General features: G+C 61.6%; 14 protein-coding genes and 1 pseudogene. 12 read left to right on the top strand and 3 right to left on the bottom strand.

What is annotated here, in order from left to right; translation table 11 throughout:
* Nucleotides 1–220 precede the first annotated feature (220 nt).
* On the top strand, nucleotides 221–613 hold the full coding sequence (locus IM701_RS04590; RefSeq protein WP_230487841.1) for a YkvA family protein: 393 nt from the start codon (nucleotides 221–223) through the stop codon (nucleotides 611–613).
* 140 nt (nucleotides 614–753) lie between these two features.
* On the opposite strand, the gene IM701_RS04585 is transcribed toward IM701_RS04590, so the two are convergent.
* A complete protein-coding gene (locus tag IM701_RS04585) occupies nucleotides 754–2,850 on the bottom strand; it encodes a TonB-dependent siderophore receptor (protein ID WP_193827922.1) in 2,097 nt (698 codons plus the stop codon).
* 266 nt (nucleotides 2,851–3,116) lie between these two features.
* Between IM701_RS04585 and IM701_RS04580 the strand changes: the two genes are divergently transcribed.
* The 11 genes and pseudogenes from IM701_RS04580 (at nucleotide 3,117) to IM701_RS21820 (ending at nucleotide 17,133) form a co-directional block, all read left to right on the top strand.
* Nucleotides 3,117–4,529 (top strand): acetyl-CoA carboxylase biotin carboxylase subunit family protein, encoded by a 1,413-nt coding sequence (locus IM701_RS04580; protein WP_230487799.1) that lies wholly within the window; start codon nucleotides 3,117–3,119, stop codon nucleotides 4,527–4,529.
* A 14-nt stretch (nucleotides 4,530–4,543) separates the two neighbouring features.
* Nucleotides 4,544–6,313: an IucA/IucC family protein gene (locus IM701_RS04575; RefSeq protein WP_193827921.1), complete on the top strand. Its 1,770-nt coding sequence runs from the start codon at nucleotides 4,544–4,546 to the stop codon at nucleotides 6,311–6,313.
* Nucleotides 6,310–7,473 (top strand): MFS transporter, encoded by a 1,164-nt coding sequence (locus IM701_RS04570; RefSeq protein ID WP_193827920.1) that lies wholly within the window; start codon nucleotides 6,310–6,312, stop codon nucleotides 7,471–7,473. Before IM701_RS04575 ends, IM701_RS04570 begins: the two co-directional genes overlap by 4 nt.
* A gap of 14 nt (nucleotides 7,474–7,487) precedes the next feature.
* Nucleotides 7,488–9,296, top strand: a complete 1,809-nt coding sequence (locus IM701_RS04565; RefSeq protein WP_193827919.1) for an IucA/IucC family siderophore biosynthesis protein — start codon at nucleotides 7,488–7,490, stop codon at nucleotides 9,294–9,296.
* Nucleotides 9,293–10,525 (top strand): type III PLP-dependent enzyme, encoded by a 1,233-nt coding sequence (locus IM701_RS04560; RefSeq protein ID WP_193827918.1) that lies wholly within the window; start codon nucleotides 9,293–9,295, stop codon nucleotides 10,523–10,525. Before IM701_RS04565 ends, IM701_RS04560 begins: the two co-directional genes overlap by 4 nt.
* Nucleotides 10,509–11,303 carry an HpcH/HpaI aldolase/citrate lyase family protein gene (locus IM701_RS04555; protein WP_193827917.1) on the top strand — a complete coding sequence of 265 codons (795 nt, stop codon included), beginning with the start codon at nucleotides 10,509–10,511 and terminating at the stop codon, nucleotides 11,301–11,303. The genes IM701_RS04560 and IM701_RS04555 overlap by 17 nt, the downstream gene beginning before the upstream one ends.
* 135 nt (nucleotides 11,304–11,438) lie before the next feature.
* Complete coding sequence (gene bfr / locus IM701_RS04550) at nucleotides 11,439–11,942, top strand: bacterioferritin (protein ID WP_193827916.1); 504 nt, start codon at nucleotides 11,439–11,441, stop codon at nucleotides 11,940–11,942.
* Nucleotides 11,943–11,966: 24 nt separating this feature from the next.
* Entirely contained in the window at nucleotides 11,967–13,322 is a 1,356-nt protein-coding gene (locus IM701_RS04545; RefSeq protein ID WP_193827915.1) for an IS66 family transposase, read from the top strand.
* A 527-nt stretch (nucleotides 13,323–13,849) separates the two neighbouring features.
* Nucleotides 13,850–15,994: a TonB-dependent siderophore receptor gene (locus IM701_RS04540; RefSeq protein ID WP_193827914.1), complete on the top strand. Its 2,145-nt coding sequence runs from the start codon at nucleotides 13,850–13,852 to the stop codon at nucleotides 15,992–15,994.
* Nucleotides 15,995–16,036: 42 nt separating this feature from the next.
* Nucleotides 16,037–16,489 (top strand): annotated as a pseudogene (locus tag IM701_RS22235) (putative porin); the annotation flags it as partial.
* A 128-nt stretch (nucleotides 16,490–16,617) separates the two neighbouring features.
* Nucleotides 16,618–17,133, top strand: coding sequence for a hypothetical protein (locus IM701_RS21820; protein WP_230487798.1), 516 nt, complete (start codon nucleotides 16,618–16,620; stop codon nucleotides 17,131–17,133).
* 83 nt (nucleotides 17,134–17,216) lie between these two features.
* On the opposite strand, the gene IM701_RS04530 is transcribed toward IM701_RS21820, so the two are convergent.
* The gene (locus IM701_RS04530; RefSeq protein ID WP_193827912.1) at nucleotides 17,217–18,479 is read right to left on the bottom strand and encodes a PepSY domain-containing protein; all 1,263 of its coding nucleotides are present in this window, start codon (nucleotides 18,477–18,479) and stop codon (nucleotides 17,217–17,219) included.
* A gap of 3 nt (nucleotides 18,480–18,482) precedes the next feature.
* Nucleotides 18,483–20,561: a TonB-dependent siderophore receptor gene (locus IM701_RS04525; RefSeq protein WP_193827911.1), complete on the bottom strand. Its 2,079-nt coding sequence runs from the start codon at nucleotides 20,559–20,561 to the stop codon at nucleotides 18,483–18,485.
* Nucleotides 20,562–21,133: the final 572 nt, after the last annotated feature.

The raw sequence follows: 21,133 nt of genomic DNA, 5'->3' as shown, positions 1-21,133 counted from the left end.
AAAACACCGTGGCCAATCACGGTGCCCGGCCAAAAAACCTATCCACGCGCAGCGACATGAAACCGATGGTGATACGGTTCAGCAGCCTGACGCTTGGTGCCCGCCACCGCCACCGCCACCGCCACCGCCACCGCCACGGCAGAAAACGACCATTGCAGACATTTGCAAGGGCTGCCACACTATTGCCCTGTCGCCTGGGACCAAGGTCGTTAACGTGACGCTGCTTGCTCGGGCTAAATCATGGGCTAGGTCAATCAAGCGCGACGTCGTTGCGCTCTGGCTTGCCGCCCGCGACCCGCGCGTTCCTTGGTATGCCAAGGCCGTCGCAGCCGCCGTAGCTGGCTACGCCCTGTCCCCGATCGACCTCATCCCCGACTTCATTCCGGTCCTCGGTTACGTCGACGACCTGCTTATCCTGCCGGTCGGCATCCTCCTGGCCATAAAGCTGATCCCGACCCCAATCATCGACGAACTGCGCGTGAAAGCGTTGGGCCAGCAGAAGCCAAAGTCAATCGCTGGCCTCATCGCGATCGTAATCATTTGGGTCATTGTCATCACCGTGACGGAGTGGCTCATCTGGCCCAGCGCCGCCGATTACTTCGCCCAGCATTGATGTCGGCAATCCACCCGCGGGGGGCATTGGTCACGTAATGGAATCAGGTACCAGGCGTCTGATTTATACCGCTAGGACGCTGACCATGCGATCGGCGACCGGGGGTCCGGCGAGGCTGCTGCGGCAGCCTCGCCGTTGCTTCATTTGCCTTCGCCGAAAAAGCTATAACGCAACGTCAGCATAGCCGCTCGCGGAGCGCCCGGTAGGTTGAGATTAGCGCTCGTGCCGTGGCCCGACACGATATAGTGCTTGTCGAAGATGTTGGTCACGTTCAGCTGCGCCGTCACCGGCCCCAGCCGATACCAGGCCATGGCATCCATGGTGAAATAGCTGGGAAGTGTGACGGTGTTCGCCGGATCGGCACGGCGGTTGCCGATATAGTTGGCGCCTGCGCCCAGGCCGAACCGGCCCGCAAAATCCTTGGTCACCCAAATGTTGGCGGCATTGCGGGGCGTGATTGTCGCCCGTTTGCCGACCAGCGCAGGAGTGGCCGACTCGACAACCTTGGCATCGAGATAAGCGTAGCCCGCGATGGCCCGCCAGCCATTCTCCAGATTGAGCGTACCGGTCAGTTCCACGCCGCGCGTGCGCTGCACACCGATCGGGATCAGCACGGTGGGAGCCGCCGGATTGGCTGCCTTTATCCCAGAGCGGCGAAGATTGAATAGTGAGACGGTCGCGCCAAGTTTGCCGTCAAAAAAATTGACCTTTGCGCCGATTTCGGTGTTGGTCGTCTTCTCCGGCTCGATATCGGCATTGTTCGCCGCGATCGCGAAGGCTTCGCCCGATGGTTGGAACGACTTGCTCCAGGAAACATAGTAGGACTGGCTTTCCGTCGGCTGCCAGACCAGACCCGCACGCGGGCTCCAGTTCTTGTCTGTCCGGGCAAGATCCACACTGTTGGGCAGGTGATTGTCGGTCTCCTGCTTGAACCGGTCGAAGCGGATGCCGACCAGTGCCTTCAGATGCTCGCCGATCGACACCAGATCCTGTGCATAGAGCCCGAGCGTATTGAAAATTCCACGATTGTCGCTGGCAAGCGTGCCATTGGTGGTGATGACCGGCAGCACCGGGTTGAACAAGTCGACGGTGGCGATGCCGCTTCTTGAGAAGGTTACGACATCCTTCACCTGCCGACCGACCTCGACACCGAAAAGCAACTGATGGTCCATGCCGGCAAGGCTGGCCTTGCGGGTGAGTTCAAGCTGGTTGAACCAGCCATGCTCATTGCGATCCACGCTTGAGCGATTGAGTGAGACCGTCCGTGCCGTCTCGTTCACCGAGCCGGGCAGTGTGTTCTGCCGATCGAGCTGGTAATCATAATAGCGGAAGGCATTACGAATGCTGGTGTCTTCATCGAACCGATGGGTCAGCGTCGCCGTGCCGGAATAGACACGCGACTGGCTGTAATCGTCCTTTCTTGCGTTGGCCGAACCATAATAGGTCGAACGCGGCACATCGACGGGGCGCCCCTGGTAAGCGGGAATGCCGAAATCGGTGACCCGGCGGTCGCGCAGATAATCGCCTTGGACGAGTAGCTGCGTCCTTTCGCCAAGCTGGAGCGACGCGGAAGGCGCAATCGCTTCACGCTCGAGAAACTGCTGATCGCGGAAGCTGTCCGCGCGCTCGATCGCGCCAGTCAGGCGAAAAGCCGCAATGCCTGCTTCCGGCGCAAGACCAAGATCGACTTCGGCGCGACGGTCATCCCAGCTGCCGTAGCTGAGCCCAATCTCGCCCACGTTCACCCCGGGCTTTTTGGTGACACGATTGATCAGCCCACCCGAGGAGCCGCGACCGAACAGGACGGAAGCCGGGCCCTTGATCACTTCGACTCGCTCGATGTTGGAAAGGTCGCGGAAATAGAGCGCATCGTCGCGCAAGCCGTCGACGAACTGATCGGCGATTGCCGAAAAGCCGCGGATCGACACCTGATCGCGCTGGCCGTCACCGTGCGAGAATCCGACGCCGGGGACGTTCTTCAAAACATCCTGCAACGACAATGCACGCTGATCCCGGATCACTGCTTCGGGAATAACGTCAATCGTCTGGGGGATGTCCTTCAGCGGCGCATCGATCTTGATCGCGCTGACCTGCTCGACCGAATAGTCCTTTGCCTGAGCGGTAACGACGATGTCCGCTTTAGTATCGGCCTCTGAGGCAATTGCCTGAAAAGGCGCCGCTATCGAGACAAGGGAAACTGTGGCGCAGAGTGCGCGCGAGACAGCCGAGATGGACATAAACCCCCTATTGGAAAACTTAATTGCTAATGCAAATCGGTCGCATAAATGCGACTTCCCCAGCTGTCAACCACACAACACCAATGGGCATGCAGTAATGCAGATGGCCGTCACTCCACCAACGCGGGCCGTTCATCTCCCTCGGGAAATCCCGTAATCGTCACACCTCTATTGCTATTGATTCTTAATAGCTGCAGTCTTGGAGGACTGATTCCATCGAGGAAGTGATTGATCCATGCGGAAAAAATCTGGGCCACAAGCAGCATATGGGCTGGCGCCCCCTGCAGTGCACGCCGGCTGTCGCCTCCCCCAAAGCTAGACCAACCCGCCACATCGACCGAAAATCCGTTGCCTGTGACACCCTATTCCGGGGCGCTCGTCATCCGCCCCTGCCCAAAGACATCATTGCTCCAGCGGGTGTCGTCCCCTCGTCGAAGAATTTCCAACACTTCCCTTGGTTCCAATTTCTCGGAGTTATCTTAATGGCCAATCTCGTAATCGTGGCGCATGTGCCCACCGATGCCGTGAATGATGGTTTTCTGCCCGCCGCTCGCCGGATCGGCCTGTCAGTGACCCTGCTCACCGACCACGCCGACGCGCACGAGCGTCACTTTGCGCGACCCGATTTACCGGCCTATCCCGATCAAATCATCGCCTGCGACGTGTTCAACCCCCTCGCTGTCGTCGAAGCGCTCGACGGTCGGCAGCCGGCAGCGATCTTCTCAAACAGCGACCATCTTCAGACCAGCACGGCTGCGGCGGCCGCTCACCTTGGCTTGCCCGGAAAGGACCAGCGTGTCGTCTATCGCGCCAAGAACAAGGCGGCGATGCGGGCCTATATGACCCAGAAGGGCATCGACATGTTGTGGCATCGGGTCGTCACGAGCGAGACCGATCTGGTGACTGTGACGGAGGCTCCCTTTCCGTGCGTCGTCAAGCCGCGCGAAGGGGTCGGTAGCCAGCTTGTCCGGCTAGTCCATAACCTCGACGAACTCAGGCGGTATTGCCGGGCGGTCTGGACTGACCGCCCGGGATGTGTCCTGCTTGTCGAGGACTACATATCGGGCGATCTCTATACATTGGAGACGCTGGGCGACGGCCGGAGCATTCGTGCGCTCGGCGGATTTCGCGTCACCTTGAGCGATCCCCCGCATTTCGTCGAACTCGCCGCTGAATGGGGCAACTGGCTCACCGCCGATCAGCAGGCGGCGATCATGAACCAGATCGAGGCCTTCGGCGTCGGCTTCGGTTCATGCCACACGGAATTCGTTCTCACCCCCAACGGGCCAAGGCTGATCGAGATCAATTACCGCACGGTCGGCGACCGCCGTGAATTCCTGCTTGAGGAAACACTCGATTTCCCCCTGTTCGAGACCATCCTCCGGCTGCATCTGGGCGAGCAACTGCCGGATCTGGAGCCAGGCGGGCGGACAGCGGCAATGCGCTACTTCCCGGCCGGGAAGGCCGGGGAACTGATTAAGGCCCCGGATGCATTCAATGAATGCGGCGATGGGATCTGGCTGAATTACCGCCCCCTGCGCCGCGAGGGCGATACGGTTGCCCTCACCAATTCAAACAAGGACTATCTTGGCGTGCTGTGCGCCAGCGCCCCTGATACGGCCGCGCTTGCTCAAGCGATGCAGGCAGCGGGCGCCGGACTTTCCTGGGACATCCGCTAATGAGCGGGCTAGTCATGCGCGAAGCGCTCTGCGTTCCCGGTTACTTTACTCAGCGAGTCATCGACGCCTACCTGCGCGAAGACGTGCGAGAGTGCGTGAGCCGCGGCACGATTGTTGATGGTGATACCCATCCGGTGCTCGATCGGCTTTCTCCAATCCTCCGGGCGGGCAGCTGGTTGTGCATCGATCATTTCGACGAGCAGCTCTGGCTGGCCGTCGAACCCGACCATTTCATGCAGGACTGGCGGCTTCGAGCTCTGCCGGCGCTGTCGTGCAACGGGACCAACGCCAAACCGCTGTACGAGCTCGCCGAGATACTGGCCAGCTTCCGTGCGGGTCTGGATCCGCAGACTGAGGCACTGCACGTCGCTTTTGACCGTGAATGCGCCATTGCCGATGAGCATCGCGCCCTGTGCGAAGCCGAGCGGACGCGATGGTTCGCTAAGCCCGCCGAGGAGCCGCCCCATTGGCCCAAATGGGCAAGAAGCCTCGCGCACAACGACCGTCTGGCTGCGCTGCACGATCATCCCTTCTATCCCACGGCCCGAGCCAAACTGGGTTTTGAAGCCGAACATCTGCATGCCTATGCGCCCGAATTCCAGCCGGTGTTCGCGTTGCGCTGGCTTGCGGTACCAAGGACGTCCTATGAGGGCGCGGCGCTGCCGCAAAACCTGTACCCGAGCTTCTCCGACATCGGCCTCGACGAGACATTGAGCGCGAACCACGAGCTGATGCCGGTCCATCCGGCGCTCTGGGATACGGGGCTCGACGATTTTCTTGCTCAGGCCGACTTGACGAAAGCCGTCGTTCGCGCGCCGAAATCCTATCTCTCGGTCATCCCGACCCTGTCGGTTCGCACGGTTGTGCCGCTTTCCTGCCCTGGGCTTCATCTCAAGCTACCGCTGACAATCCGCACGCTGGGGGCAAGCAATCTGCGAACGATCAAGCCCAGTACCATCATCGATGGCGATATCGTGCAAACGATCCTGCGTGACGTGACGGCCGATCTGCCGGCGATTTCCGTCCGTCTCCTGCTCACTGATGAGGCGATGGGGGCCACCGCCTTTGGCCAGCCGTTTCTGGGTTTCATCCTGCGCCGATATCCAGACCTAAACGAGGAAACGATCACACCCGTCGCAGCGCTGGCCGCCCCGGCACCGGGCGGGCAGTTGACGATCGAGACCTTGGCCGACCGGTTTTACGGGGGCGATGTAGCGGCCCTTTTCCGAGATTACGTTGACCTACTGCTGCGCCTTCACCTGACCCTCTGGCTAAAATTCGGCATCGCGCTCGAGGCCAATCAACAGAACTCGGTGCTGGTATTTTCGGGCAACGGGCTCCGACTGCTGCTCAAGGACAATGACGCCGCGCGCATCCACGGTCCGGTGCTGGCTGAGCGCCGGCCGGATGTGGCTCACCGGATCGGCGCGATCCGGGACCGGCGCATCATCGTGGATGACGATCTGCCGCTCGCGCAGATGTTCATTACCATCACGTTGCAGCTCAACATTGCGGTGATCGTCGAAGCGCTGCACCAGACTGGCCGCGCCGACCGGAGCGAGCTTTACCGGCACGTACACGCGACAATCGCTGGGATCCTCGAAGAACTGGCGATGGACGGCACCGATATAGCCGCTGCCAGGCAGCACCTGCTCGAGGCCGAGCGGCTGCCACTCAAATATCTGCTGCGGGCGGCGAGCCTTGAAAGCAAGGTCCAGACCGGCGCCGCCGACGTCAACAAATTTTATGGGCTGACCGCGCCCAATTTCCTGAGGCAATCATGAACAAACGCTCGTGGACGATAGCCGCGGTTGTCGCGGGGCATTTCACCGCAGCCTTTTCGGCGCTGGGCATGCCGCCCTTTTTCCCTTTGATCTTCAAACAATCTCTGCACAGCAATGCCGAGTTTCTCATCGGCTGGGCCTATGTCCTGCCGGCAGCCATGACCGCCTTGAGCGGTCCTTGGTGGGGACGGCTGTCGGATCGTTTCGGCAGGAAGGCCTTGCTATTGCGTGCACAGATCGGGCTCGCGGGGAGCTTCCTGCTTGCGGGCTTCGCGGAGACGGTTCCCGTCTTCCTCTTGGCGCTCACGCTTCAAGGTCTGTTCGGCGGCACGTTGGCGGCATCCAGTGCCTATCTCGCGACCCTATTCGAAGGTCAGGGGCTAACGAGGATATTGACGCTGTTGCAGGGATCGGCGCGCGCCGCCCTAATCGCTGCACCGGTTGGCCTTGGCTTTGCTCTGCTGAAGACCTCACCGATCGAAACCTACCGCTATCTGGCACTGCTACCCCTCATGGCCGCAGTGATGATTGCGTTTCTGCCAAACCCCGAGCCTGCACAGACCGCCAAAAAGGGTGCGATGAAAGGCGCTTCAGATGGTCCTGGTCTGCGCCTGCTGATCCTTGTTCAATTCGCCTTCGCTTTCGGCACTGTGGTGACCTTTCCCTATTTCGTGCCATTCACGCAGGTGCGGGTAGAAGGGGGCAGCCCGGCACTGGCCGGCTTGCTGTTCGGCCTCCCGCACTTCGTTTACCTGGTGGCGGCCGCGCCGCTCAGCCTCTGGCTCGGGCGGAAACATCTACTGCTGACGTTGTCGGCAGCCTTTTTGCTGCTTGCCATGAGCCTGGGCGGCCAGATTCTCGCGAACAGCGTGCTGACACTCGGGTTGTGGCGCCTGGTCATGGGTCTTGCCATGACCGCAAGCTTCATCGCCCTCCACGCCCTGATCGCAGAGGCAAGCGAAGCGGGGAGTGCCGGGCGCATGTTCGGATTGCTCGACAGCGCTTCAAAATGGGGCGGCGTGGCCGCGGGCGTGATCGCGGGCCTCGTTGCTCAGGCGTTCGGGACTGACGCACCGTTGCTACTCGGCTTGCTGGTCCTTGGCGTCAGTGCGGCGGCGATTGCCGGCCAAGCCTCCGCGCCTCTTCTGCGAACCCGATAAATCGGAGATTTCTCATGCTTATGAACACTGTTCGCGCCGCAGCCCAGGCGGATGACGCCGGCACTGATGCCGGCTGGCACAGCCTCGAAACGCTGCTCAACTGCTACTACAGGGAAGTGGCCGCACCGGAAGGCCAGGTCCTGTTCGGCTCGCCCTTTGGCCAGAATGACTGGCCGATGGCGCTCCGGTCGGCGAATGGTGGGAGCGGGATATTTCAACTTCACCTGCCGCATTCGCATGTGCGTCTGGTAGCTCAGGCGGATCCGCCGCTGCCGGTGGGCCGGTTGCGGCTGCGCTCGCCGCTCTATGGTCGCTTACCCGAAAAACCATGGGCACTGCTCGATTGGCGCGACGTCGCCGCTTTGCTGATACGCGAACTGTCCCTGCGGGAAGGCGTGGCATTCAATGACGAGCTGCTGTCGCAGATCTGCGACAGCGTGGAAAATGTCACAACGTTTCTGAGCGCAGGCCATCAGCGTCCCGGTACCGATCAACCCCTGGTCCGTTATATCGAATCCGAGCAAGCGCTGGTGTTCGGTCACGCCTTCCATCCCGCGCCGAAAAGCCGGCTCGGCTTCGACGTGGGTGACCGCGTCCGCTATTCGCCCGAGCTACGCGCACGCTTTCCCTTGCATTGGTTCGCCGTCCCCCATGAATTGCTGCGTCAACACTCGCTGCTGGCGCAAACGACCGATGCACTCATAGGCGAACATGCAGAGGTATCGGCTACGCCTGACCGGGCACTTGTCCCGGTGCATCCTTGGCAGGCGCGGCATATCCTCGGCCTTCCCGCTGTAGGTCAGGCAATGGCTGAAGGGAGGATTGTGGACCTCGGACTGTCGGGCAGCGATTATATTCCAACCTCTTCTGTTCGCACGCTGTTCCGTCCCTCTGCACCCTTCTTCCTCAAGCTGTCGCTACATGTTCGCTTAACCAACTGCCTGCGCAAGAACGCGCATTACGAGCTTGAAGGGGCTGTCGAGGTCACGCGGCTGATGCGCGAGGTCATGCCCCGGCTGGCGATGTTCCCCAACCTGCATGTCCTGGAAGAGCCCGCCTATCTCACCGTCGATCTTCCGGATGCCGAGCCCACCGCGCGGACGGACGTGCAGGAAGCGTTCGGGCTGATCCTGCGCGAGGGCGTGCAGAGCATCACCGGAGAGGGCATCACGCCGATCCTCGCAGCCGCCCTGTTCACGGACGATGCCGGAGGAATACCGCGCGCCCGCGACCTGTGCCGCGATATAGCCAGGCGAGAGCGTCTTTCCTATCCGGCGGTGGCCGAGACCTGGTTCGATGCCTATGCCGAAGGTCTCATGGCACCCGTTCTCCATGCGCTTTTCGCCGAGGGCATTGTTTTCGAACCGCACCTCCAGAACACGCTTGTCGGGTTGCGCGATGACTGGCCAGAACGGATCGTGCTGCGTGATTTCGAAGGGGTAAAGCTCGTCACCGGCCGCTTTGACGCGAGCCGCGTTGCGCATCTCAGCCCGGCTGCCGGGCAGGCACTCTGGTACGACGAAGAACGGGGCTGGAACCGCATCGCCTACTGCCTGTTCGTTAATCAGCTTGGAGAGGCAGTAGATCATCTGGCAGCGGGAGACGCAGACCTTTCGGCAAGGCTTTGGCGCATCGTGCGTCGAAGGATCGAGCAGTATCAGACGTCGTACGGATCGCGGAAGTCCGCCGGAAAGCTGGATTCACTGCTTTCCGGAGCGCCGTTGCCCGCCAAGACCAACCTTCTGGTCCGCTTCACGCGGCAGGCAGATCGCCATGCGACCTATGCGCCCCTCGACAATCCACTGGTGGAGGCCGGCCGATGAGCCCTGAATGGGAAGGGATCGCCGCCGCCGCGCGCCGCGCGCAGGCGGCGGCAAACGAGCCGTGGTGTGGCTATATCTATGACCTTGAGATACTGAGGCAGCACGCAAGCGCGCTGGTCGCGACATTGCCCGCCAACTGCGACCTCTTCTACGCGATCAAGGCCAATTCCGATTACCCGATCCTGGATACACTGGCACCGCTCGTCGCCGGTTTCGAAATCGCTTCGGGAGGAGAGTTAGCTTGGGTGCGCGCACGCTTTCCGCATCTGCCGGTCGTCTTCGGCGGGCCCGGCAAGACCGACGCGGAGCTGGTCCAGGCGCTTGAGGCAAACCTCGAATATATCCATGTCGAGAGCATGGGGGAGCTAACGCGGCTCGGACTGCTGGCACGCCAGCATGAGGTCAGCCAGGCGATCCTGTTGCGCATCAACCTGCCGCTCGGGCAAGCGCATGACGTGCCGCTCGCCATGGGCGGCCGGGCAACGCCTTTCGGCATCGATGCGGCACTTTTGCCGGAATGCCTGCAACGGCTTGAAAGCTTCCCCGAACTGCGGCTGGAAGGCGTGCATTTCCATCTCATGTCGGGCCAGCTCGATGCGGCCGTCCATCTGCGCCTTCTCGAACATTATTTCAGGACCCTCGAAGGCTGGGAGCGCGCGCACGGCCTGTCCGTGCGCCATGTCAACGTCGGCGGCGGTATCGGCGTCAATTACCGCGATCCCGGGCGGCCGTTCGACTGGCCGGGCTTTGCCCGCGGCCTGCACGAGCTGATCGGTCGCATGGATCTGTCGAGGTGGCGCATCCGCTTCGAAATTGGCCGATATCTCACCGCCAGCTGCGGCGCCTATGCGATGGAGGTGCTCGATATCAAGCGCTGCTTCGGGCGCACATTCGTGGTCGGCCGGGGCGGGACGCATCATTTTCGCACGCCCTACGCGCAAGGCCACAACCATCCCTTCTTCGTACTGCCGATCGATCGCTGGTCACGTCCCTATCCGCGACTTGCGGCGACCGATGAACCCGTAACCATCGTCGGACAGCTCTGCACGCCCAAGGACGTGCTCGCGGCCGACATTTCCGTCGACCAGGTCCGCGTCGGCGACCTGCTGATCTTCACTCTTGCCGGGGCCTATGCATGGCACATCTCGCACCATGATTTCCTGCGACATCCCCACCCCGAGCAGATTTTCCTTAGCGAACAGGAGAGCTTGAGTGTTGCGGCCGAATAAGCTGAAACGCGCGCTGGAGGCCGGCACGCCGGTATTCGGTCTCATCAATTCCGTTCCGGCGCCTCTTCTTGTCGAAATGATCGGCTATGCCGGATATGACTTCGTCATCCTCGACCTTGAACACACATGCATGAATCTCGAAACGGTCGAACATGCGTTACGCGCCGCCGAATGCGCCGGCATGACGGCGCTGGTTCGAGTACCCGGGCCCAATGCACAGGTCATCTTGCGTGTTCTCGACGCCGGCGCCCAAGGCGTTGTCATCCCGCATGTGAGCAGCGCCGAGGAGGCAAGGCTCGCGGTCTCGGCCAGCCGGTATCATCCGCTGGGCAGCCGCGGCATTTCGGGTGGCCGCACGACGGGGTTCGGCACGCTTGGTCTCAAGGACTATTTCGCCTTGGCCAACAAGGAAATCCTCGTCGCCGTGATGATCGAGGACCGCGCCGGTGTCGACGCCATTGATTCCATCCTGGCAGTTCCCGGAATCGACCTCGTGATCGAGGGGGCCGTCGACCTATCCCAGTCCTTCGGCGTGCCAGGGGAGCCATTGCATCACGATGTCCTGGCAGCCCTCGGACATATTGCCAGCTGCAGCCGCGCGGCCGGCGTGCCGTTATGCGCAGTCCCGCGGGACGATCACCAGATTGCGGAATGGCGTCAACAGGGCGTGAACGCATTCCTTATAGGCGATGACCGCGGCATCGCCTTCCGTGCGCTGAAGTCCCATCTCGGCGACTGGCGAAACAAATCCGCACCGCTCTCGACGCCGGGTAATTGATGTTGTCGGAGGAAAAGGCGTCGCCTTATGCGAACTGAAACGAAGAGCACCCACCCAGCACGCATCCTACCAGACTTATTGATCATTTTCGGCCCGTTATGATATGATGCACCCTCTCCAACAGGGGAGGACGCTATGAAGGGCGAAGCCAAGGTAGTCCAATATTTGAACGATGTGCTCAAGAATGAGTTTACCTCGATCAATCAATATTTTCTCCACTATCGAATGCTCGACCACTGGGGTGTCAAGCGTCTCGCCAAATTCGAATATGAAGAATCGATCGATGAGATGAAGCATGCCGACAGGCTTGCCGAACGGATACTGTTCTTGGAGAGCTTGCCCAATTTTCAAGCCCTCGGCCGACTTAGAATCGGCGAGTCGGTTGAAGAAGTCCTGCGGGCGGATCTTGAACTGGAGAACGAAGCGGTGCCCCTCCTAAAGAAGGCAATCGCGCATTGCGAGAAAGCGCACGATTATGTCAGTCGCGACCTATTCTCTTCCATTCTTGATAGCGAGGAGGAACATATCGACACGCTCGAACGCCAGTTCGACATGATCGAACGAATGGGGGTGGAGAATTATATTCAGCTCCATTCACGTAACTGCTCAGGAGGTTGGCAGAAAATGGTTGCGCGGTGACTCGGAGTTTGATTCACCCTGCTGATGGCCCCACCCCCGCTTCATGTGCTGAGCGAAGCTGAGAAGAACGAGCTTCTTCTGGCCCAGCACGAGATGATCGAACGGATGGCGGCGCGGATTACGGAACTTGAGGGTCTGTTCGGCAAGCCGCGCAAGACATCCTCGAACTCGCACATCCCGCCCTCGAAGGACGATTTCGGCAAGAAGGGTGGCAAGGGGCGCAAGCCGAAGGCAGGCAAGCGACCTGCGCGCGAGGGCAAACACCGCCCACTGGCCGAGACACCCGACACGACCGAACGTGTCATGGCCAGCGAGTGCGGCCATTGCGGCACGGATGTGACCAGCCAGGTACAGCAGTGCCGGCAGCGCTACGATCATGTCGACTTGCCACCGATCCGTCCCGTCGTCACCCGGGTGGAGTTGTGGGGCGGGCGCTGCCGGTCCTGTGGCCGACGCTACAAGGCGCAGGCGCCTGCGGGCATGGCTCCCGGTTCGCCCTTCGGCCCCGGCATCCGTGCGCTGATGGCCTATCTGCATCATAGCCACCACGTGGGTTTCGAGCGCCTTTCCCGGATTGCTGGCGAACTGTTCGGGCTGACAATCTCCGAAGGTGCCATCGCCAACATGTTCCGCCGCCTGCGCACCAGCATGGATGCGGCCACGACTGCGATCCGCGCCAAATTGCTCAAGGCGCGCATCATTGCTTCGGACGAGACGACAACCCGGACCAACGGCGTGATGCAGTGGCAGTGGGTGTTCCTGTCCAGCGACGCTGTCTTGCACAAGATTGCCTCGCGCCGGGCCCGCAGCGTTGCTGAAGACGTACTGGGACAGCATCGGCCCGATGTCTGGGTCTCCGACCGCTATTCGGGTCAGCAGGAGTTGGGACGCGAGCATCAGGTTTGCCTTGCCCATGTCCTGCGCGATGTTCAGTACGCCATCGACAGCGGCGACACTGCCTTTGCGCCAAGCATCCGCGACCATCTGCGCTGGGCGATCAAGGTCGGGCGACGACGAGACCAGCTCAAGGACAGCACCTTGGCCGCCTATGCTGCCAAAGCCGACAATATCCTCGATCGTCTGGTTGCCAGACCTGTCGCTCATCCCGCCGGGCGCGTTCTGCTCAAGCAAATCAAGGCATGGCGGGGGAAGTTCTTCGTCTTCCTCAAAAACCGTGACGTGCCGGCCACGAACAACATCTCCGAGCGCGAAATCCGCCCCTCGGTCGTCTTCCGTAAGGTCACCAACGGCTTCAGGTCAGACTGGGGCGCTCAGATCCATGCCGGATACCGTTCCGTCACCGGCACCGCACGCCTCTCTGGCCAGTCCGCACTCAGCGCAATCCGCGATCTCGTCGACGGACGCTTCGCCGTCGCTTGATCGGCCTCAGTGCCAACCTCCTGAGCAGTTACCCATTCACAGCCTGCAGAAGAATAGTGAAAATAATCGCTTTTGCTTGCTCCGATATTTTGTAAACTTGCCCGTCGATCATAGGAACTCAATGACCTGCTCTGCACTAGCTTGAGCGCGGCGAGGAAGGCCGTTGGAAGGCCATCGCGACACCTTCTCTGACGTGCAGGGGATCAACCGCGCAAGCCTTAACGTGCATATCGCCAGGCGTCGGGGTTTCCTGTCTGAAAGGCATTTCCTTTCCTGCTGTTGGGGCTGTCTGCCGCGCCGCGCTGCAGGCATGTAACGCCGTCACGCCCATGGCGGACAGAAATCGGCCATTGCACAGTTATCGATCCGGGCCCTCGCGAGTTTGGCGGAAACTGGTCCGCGCGCGGTTCGGAACAGCCATTTCTGCGCTCGATCAAATGATTTCCCTGAAGCCTCAAGTAGATGCTATTGCGAACCATTATTAATGGTGGTAGCGCCCGCCGCTCTGTGCAAGTTTAGGGGGATCAATGAGACTGAACGGTAAGGGTCGCCGTCCCGATCGCAAGGCGACGTTCCGTGTGGCTTCGCTGCTGGGGCTTGCCTTGATTGAAATGGCAGCCCCGGCGAAGGCGGCTGCAGACGCGCCAGATGCGGAAGTTGGCGAAGGCTCCCTTCCCGGCAGCGGTACAATGAATGACATCGTGGTCACCGCCGACCGGCGGGACAGCTTCGGTGCCGACTATGTGCAGGCGGGTACCTTTCGCGATACGAGGTTAAGGGATACGCCGCTCACGGTGTCAGTTATGACCCGCGAGTTGCTCGATGCGCAGCAGGCGCGCACCCTCCTCGATGCTGTACGCAACACGCCCGGCGTCACCCAGTCGCAGATCAACAGCGTCATCTACAGCAATCTCGCGATCCGTGGGGTGGCCGCGAACAATTTCTCTAACTATCGCTGGAACGGCATCCTGCCGGTCGTCAACCTCGTCGAACAGCCCATTGAGAGCAAGGACCGGATCGAGGTTCTGAAAGGCGCTGCCGGCCTCTATTACGGCTTCGCAACGCCGTCGGGCATTGTCAACCTGGTCACCGAACGGCCGACGCAGGATCCTCTGACCCGTTTCGAGATCCTAGGCAACAGCCACGGCTCGATCGGCACGGGTGTCGATATCAGTCGGCGCTTCGGCACGGTAGGCGTCCGCGTCAACGCTGGCACCTCGCTGCTGGAGAACGGCGTGAAGCGCGCGGATGGCGAGCGGCATTTCGCCACGGGAGCCTTCGACTGGAAGCCGGCGGACAATTTCGAAGTCCTGCTCGATGCCGAATATATCTACAAGACGATCACTGAGCCGACCGAGTTCGCGTTGCCCGCCGCCGTCAACGGCCTGATCGCCATTCCGCCGCTCCAGTCACCGTCCAAAAATCTCGGCGGGAAATGGATGCAGGCGAAAGGTTGGGAGACCAACCTGCTTGCCCGGATCAACTATGATTTCGCGCCCAGCTGGCGCATTTCCGCTGCGATCGGTGAATCCTACCTGACGCGCGACCGCAGCTATTCGTCATTCGGCGGCTATAATCTCATCACCGGCAACGGCACCGTCAACGTGGCGATGACCAGCGGCAATGATTATCGCAATGTCATCTACAGGGGGGATTTGTCGGGCACATTTCGCACCGGTCCGATCGAACATAATCTGCTAATCGGCGTCGCCTACAATGTCCGCGACAGCCATGTGCCCACGGCCGTGCGTCGTTCCTTTGCGCAGAATCTCTACACTCCGATCGCGATCCCGCAGCAGCCCACTCCGCCGCGGATCATTCCGAACCCCTCGCGCGTGGAAGATCTGGGCATTTATGTTTTCGATCGCGCCACAGTGGGCGACTGGCTCCAAGCGACGATCGGCTATCGCAAGACCGACTACAGCGATGTAAGCCTCACCTCCTCCTACAAGATCAAGCCGGACACCTGGTCCTATGGCGTCATGGTGAAGCCAGTGGCCTGGGCCAGCATTTACGGCAACTACATCGAAGGGCTGGAGCCTGGTGCGATCGCGCAGCAAATAGCCAACAATGCCGGCGAGATCCTTCCGGCCGCGATCAGCAAGCAGAAGGAGGCCGGCATCAAGATCGAGCCGCTACGAGGCCTTCTATTGACGGCGGCCTATTTCCACATCGGCCGTGCCTCCTCCTACCTCAACAGTGCAAACTTCTTCGTGCAGGACGGGCGTGCGGTCTATGAGGGCTTCGAATTCAGCGCGACGGGCGAGATCACGCCCAATCTCTCGGTCGCAGCAAGCGCCGTTTCCTTGGATGCTGTTCAGAAATCCGGGGCTGCGACGGTTGTCGGCAAGAAAATCGAGAACACAGCCAAATTCTCCGGTTCGCTGTTCGTCGAATATCGCGTTCCTCAGGTCGACGGCCTGCGGCTCTCGGCAGGCATGTTCCATGTCGGCCGCCGGGCGGTGAACGCGCTCAATCAGGGTTTCGTGCCTGGCTATACGACGTTCGATCTCGGAGCGAGCTATGCGTTCGATATGCTCGGCAACCGCACGACCGTCCGGATCTATGGCGAAAACATCACGGCCAAGCGGTACTGGGCCGCAACTGGATCGAGCCTCCTCCAGCAGGGCTTGCCCGCGTCGGTCAAATTCTCTCTCTCGACGCAGTTTTGAAGTAAGCGTGGCCTGGAGGCTCTACCTTGACCGAGATGCGGGATGCAACTGATGCGACTGGCCATCGCCGCCCTCATATTGGGAATTCCGCACGCCGCATCTGCCGCGGAGCCGCCGGCGCTCGACATCTCGGGCGACGTGCGGCTCCGGCTGGAGCAAGATTGGGACAGCCAGACCGAGACGGGCGTGAAGCGTGAGGAGCGGACCCGAGCTCGCTTCCGCGCACGCCTGAACGCCAAGGCCGACTTGGGCGACGGTTTCATTCTACGCGGTCGGGTGCGGACCACCGGCGAAAGCCCGCAAAGTGCAAACATCACGTTTGCCGACTTCGATGGCAATCCGGAAGACGACCTGAAGATCCTCGTGGATCGATATTCGCTGGCTTGGCAACATAGAGCGGTGGGGATCGAGGCGGGCCGGATGGCATTCCCCTTCTTCACGCCCAACGAGTATTTGTGGCACAACGATGTTGCGGTGCTCGGCTTGTCGGGCAACCTTGGCGTGCCGCTCACGGACGCCGCGAAGCTGAAGTTCAGCGCAGGCGCGTTCAAACTGCTCGTGGGACCTGCCCGCTATTCGGGCAAGCTGATCGCCGGTCAGGCGGTGCTGGAACGCGGACTGCCGTGCTCGCGGCCGGTCTTTTCCGTTTCGCTGCGGACCGCGGCGACAAGGACCGACTGCGGCTGCGCGACGGCAATGGCAGCCGCGACTACTCGATTCTTGCGCTCAATGCGCAGTACAAGCTGCGCGCCGCCGGCAAGCCGCTCATCGTTGGCGCGGATCTCTACCGCAACCTCGAAGGGTACAGGGACGCGCTCGACCCGATCAGCCGCGCCCATGCTGACCAGCGCACGGGCTATGTGCTCTCCGCAGCCTGGGGCGACACGAGCGAGCCCCGCCACCTCCAGTTGGGTTATCGCTGGTTTCGCATGGAAAAGCTCGCCGTCAACGGAAGCTACGCGCATGACGATCCGTTCCGCGCCGGCGCCGTCGCCGATTTGAAAGGGCACGACATCTACGCAAACTATGCGATCAGCAAAGCGTTCACCTTGAGCATCAGGGCCATGGCGGTCGAGCGCCTCACCACCAGGGAAGACGGCAAGCGAGCTCGCCTCGATCTCACCTACAGATTCTACTGATCCCGGGCCAAAGCACTGAAGGACGGGTAACAAGCCTGCACCCTCGGACAGGCTGTTACCCCCTGTCCGTCGCGATAAGAGCACTATGCCGGAAGCGCGGCCAGAGCCCGGTCTTTCCTGAGGATCCGCGCCGACCGCTTGCGCATCCAGATCAGCACGCCGGTCACCGACAGCATCGTTACCATGAGACCGATCAGGCTGACCGCGATGCGCCACGGCAGACCCCAAACCGCCCCCATGTGCAAGGAGGTGATCCATTCGGTGAGCGTGTTCGCGCCGTTCTGACCCTGCGGAAGGACCAGCTTCCGTAACGTGCCGGTATCGCTGTCGAAGATCGCCAGCGACCTACCGCCATGCGTCCGGATGTCTGCCGACGACGTGAAGATATAGACATAGACGCCCGCATCGGGGCGGTGGAACAACGCGGCCTCGCGCGACGGATCAATCGTCAGGCCACGGCGAGCGATCTCTTGCCGGGCCAGCCGTTGCCCAACGGCCACGGCAGCCTCGAAATCGAGGCGCGGGGCAAAACGCGGTGTGGGCGGCGGCACGATGCCATCCTGCAGCCGCTCATAGCCGAACAGCTTCATCACCGGGCTGTACACTTGGGTGAGGTTGAAGGACACACCCGACCAGGCGAAGACCATGAGGAGCGGCCATACCCAGAGCCCGCCGGCGCGGTGAAGGTCAAAGGTGAGCTTGTGCTGGCCTCCACGCCAGCGCACCAGCCATGCTGGCCTCCAGCGGGACCACCAGGACTGCGCCCGGCGGGGCGGCTGGATGTCCCGTCGCCTCTGCCTTCTCGGCACGGTGAGGTAGAAACCCACAAAGCAGTCGAGCGTCCAGATCAACGCGGCGATGCCGAAGGCCAGGACGCCATAGTCGCCCAGCGCCAAGCTGTAGTGCAGCCGGTAGAGGAAAGGCATCAGATTGATCATGCCTTGGCCGATGTCTCCCCATTGTCGGCGGCCCAATGTCTCCCCCGTGTAGGGATCGACGAAGACTTCGTCCCATTCCTCCGACCAGGGCCGCAGCGTCCCGCTGGCCGGATCAACCCGCTGGATCTCGAGCTTCAGGCTTTGGCCGGGCTCAAAATGGAGTGGTAGATAGTTGATCACGCCACCCGGATATGCGGCCCGCACTCTATTCCGGAGCGCCAACGGATCGAGCACCGCGGCGCCGCGCGTGGGCGGAGCGACATTATGGATTCCCGGCGCGGCGAGGGTATCGAGCTCATCATAAAAGGCGAGTAGAGACCCGGTTGCCCCCGCGATCGTCAGGAACAGCGCAATGGTCAGTCCCGCCCATCGGTGCGCGATTACCCAGATTTGGCGGGCCGGCATCATCGGTCAGAACCGCGTCGTGAGCGACACCCGCCAGGTGCGCGGCGCGCCTGGCCACACCTCGAACTGGCTGAAGGCGTGGGTGTAATAACGCTCGTCGGTCAGGTTCTCGACGCTTGCGCCCAGTTTGATATTGTCGGTCAGCGCATAGGCTGCCTGCATATCTGCGCGCCAATAGCCGGGCAACTCGAAGCTGTCCTCAAGATCCCCGGAACGGTCGCCGGTGTAGGTGGCCGAGGCGCCGAACGTCAGGCCCGCGAGTGCTCCGTTACGAATCTCATAGTCGCTCCGGAGCACCAGGCTGTGGCGCGGAATGTTGCGGATGCGCTTGCCGACCAGCGCGGTGTTGGTGTCCTCGGTGGTCTTCGCCCGGGTATAGGCATAGCCCGCATAGAGGCTGAGCCCCTCGATCGGCCGGGCGCTCGCCGACAGTTCGAAGCCCCTGGCTACCTGCGCGCCGATCGCGATCAGGGCGGAAGGGTCGTCGCGGTCGGAAACCGCGACATCGCCTCGCTTGAGGTGGAACAGGGCAGCATTGAGCGCCAGCCTGCCGCCGAGCAGTGATGCCTTCGCGCCCAGTTCATATTGGGTGCCGGTTTCGGGTTCGAGCGACGAGCCGTCAGCGGTGACGCCCTGGACCGGAAGGAAGGAGGTGGTGCGGTTGGCGAACAGCGCCACGTTCTCGACCGGCGTGTAGAGAAGGCCGAACTGGCTGGTCCATGCGGTCTGCGTCTGGCGATTGACGTTAAGCGAGCCGGTGCCCTGGATGCTTTCGGTCCGCTGGCGGTAATGCGACCAGCGCACGCCAGCGACGAACTTGATCTGCTCGGTCAGCGTGATGCGATCCTGCGCAAAGAGACCCGCCGTCCGCGTGGACTCGTCGGTTTCGCTCCCGAAATCCGGGAGCGGAAAAGTCGCGGGCCGAGCCGTCAGGTCATAGACAGGATCATAGACGTCGAGGCTGGCGGCAAGCCCGACGTCGCTCAGATTGTGCCGGTCGAACCAGGTGTAGTCACCGCCCAGCACCAGCGCATGCGCGATCGGCCCGGTTTCGAAGTCCAGGGCCAGATCGCTGTGCGCCGTCCAGGTGTCGCCGTTCGAAACGGATGTCAGGACCGCGCGCATCAGGTTGCGCTTGGCATCGTCCTCCCAGCCCAGCAGGCCAAACACACCCTCTTCATCTGTCTTTTCATGCGTCCACGAAAGTGCGGTACGCCAGCTCGCCCGATCGCTGAAGCGGTGCTCGACGCGCGCGGAGACGTCGGCGTTCTCACGAATCGAGGGCGCGAAAGTCGGATCGGCGAGACCGAGCGAGCGCGGCAGAGAGCCATTGGGATTGGCGAGCACGGTCCCTTCTGCCGGCAGGCCGTTGACGAACCCCTTGAGCTTGTTGCGGGTGTAGAGGCTCTCGATCGTCACCGTGGTCGCGTCGCCGAGATCGAATGCGACGGTTGGCGCGATGAAGAGATGCTTGCGGTGCCAGAAATCGACGAAGCTATCGGCATCGTCATAGGCGCCCGTCAGGCGGAAGCGGACGTCGCCGTCTGCGGCAAGCGGGCCAGTGAGGTCAATAGTCCCCCGCCAGTCCTGATAGCGGCCATAGCTGAGGCTCGCCGCGCCCGCCCAATCGCGCTGCGGCTGCTTCGTGACGACGTTGACCACGGCCCCCGGCTGAAGCTGACCATAGAGCACCGACGCCGGACCCTTGAGCACTTCAACCCGCTCGATGGCAATAGTGTCACGCGCCTGGCGCAGGGCATTGGCGTTGATGCCGTTGACAGTCTGGTTGGCCTGGAAGCCGCGGATCAGATAGGTATCGCCGAACGCATCGAGCACTGATCCATCGCGTGAGGCGCCCGGCACGAAGCGCAGCGCATCGCCAACGGTTTCGCTGCTGCTGGACTCGATGAGGCTTCTGTCGAGAACATCCACCGATTGGGGAATGGAGAGCGTCGTATCTCGCGCAATGCGGCCGTAGACTAGAATTTCCTCGGTAGCGGCATCGTCACCCTCTGCCGAGGACCGAGTTGTTGCGGTCTGGGCAAGCGCTGGCACTGCCAATAGGCCAGCTGCCGCGAGGGCCATAGCGGAGATCCGCAGCGCGAGTCTTGTTTGACGAGACCGGTTCGCAGGCCCCGACAGGATAGTAGCGGCCTGTCGCGGCGCGAGCGCCGCGACGGTAAGCAAGCGCAAATTCTTCACAATGCCCCCGTTTCAGATTCAGTGATTTTGGGGGCGCAGCTACCGCTATTGCGACGCCTTTGCAATATCCAGTGATTTTTTCACCCAAATTTCGCGACGGGATCGATGCTCAAAGTCATGCCAGGGTAGAACAAGCTGCCGACGCTCAACATGCTCGTGCGGCCGCAGAGCAGCCGAGGCCGCTAGGATCAAATGGCGGACTGAAACCGTCATTGGGGGTATGCCGGCCGAGATATCGGATGATGACGTCATCGGTGATGCCGAAGATCGTGGGAGTATCCCTTGCTCCAGAACCATTGGCCCAGTAGCGTCGACGGATGCGCTTGAACTCCTACTGAATTCTTGCGCGATGACCGTCGCTTGGCCCGGCGCGCAGAGTCACCGACTGAGACACGCGGCGTGAGGCGCCCCGGGATTGCCAGGGCCCCGACAGTTGAGCGGTAGGCTCTCCGATC

Source organism: Novosphingobium sp. ES2-1, from assembly GCF_015169775.1.
Classification (GTDB): Bacteria; Pseudomonadota; Alphaproteobacteria; order Sphingomonadales; family Sphingomonadaceae; genus Novosphingobium; species Novosphingobium subterraneum.
The sequence above is the reverse complement of the archived record's forward strand: the minus strand, read 5'-3'. Positions and strand labels throughout refer to the sequence as shown.

Excerpts from the sequence above, each read along its gene's own strand:
- IM701_RS04585 (WP_193827922.1), bottom strand. The coding sequence starts at position 2,850 with ATGTCCATCTCGGCTGTCTCGCGCGCACTCTGCGCCACAGTTTCCCTT.
- IM701_RS04580 (WP_230487799.1), top strand. The coding sequence starts at position 3,117 with ATGGGCTGGCGCCCCCTGCAGTGCACGCCGGCTGTCGCCTCCCCCAAA.
- IM701_RS04575 (WP_193827921.1), top strand. The coding sequence starts at position 4,544 with ATGCGCGAAGCGCTCTGCGTTCCCGGTTACTTTACTCAGCGAGTCATC.
- IM701_RS04570 (WP_193827920.1), top strand. The coding sequence starts at position 6,310 with ATGAACAAACGCTCGTGGACGATAGCCGCGGTTGTCGCGGGGCATTTC.
- IM701_RS04565 (WP_193827919.1), top strand. The coding sequence starts at position 7,488 with ATGCTTATGAACACTGTTCGCGCCGCAGCCCAGGCGGATGACGCCGGC.
- IM701_RS04560 (WP_193827918.1), top strand. The coding sequence starts at position 9,293 with ATGAGCCCTGAATGGGAAGGGATCGCCGCCGCCGCGCGCCGCGCGCAG.
- bfr (WP_193827916.1), top strand. The coding sequence starts at position 11,439 with ATGAAGGGCGAAGCCAAGGTAGTCCAATATTTGAACGATGTGCTCAAG.
- IM701_RS04545 (WP_193827915.1), top strand. The coding sequence starts at position 11,967 with ATGGCCCCACCCCCGCTTCATGTGCTGAGCGAAGCTGAGAAGAACGAG.
- IM701_RS04540 (WP_193827914.1), top strand. The coding sequence starts at position 13,850 with ATGAGACTGAACGGTAAGGGTCGCCGTCCCGATCGCAAGGCGACGTTC.
- IM701_RS04530 (WP_193827912.1), bottom strand. The coding sequence starts at position 18,479 with ATGATGCCGGCCCGCCAAATCTGGGTAATCGCGCACCGATGGGCGGGA.
- IM701_RS04525 (WP_193827911.1), bottom strand. The coding sequence starts at position 20,561 with ATGGCCCTCGCGGCAGCTGGCCTATTGGCAGTGCCAGCGCTTGCCCAG.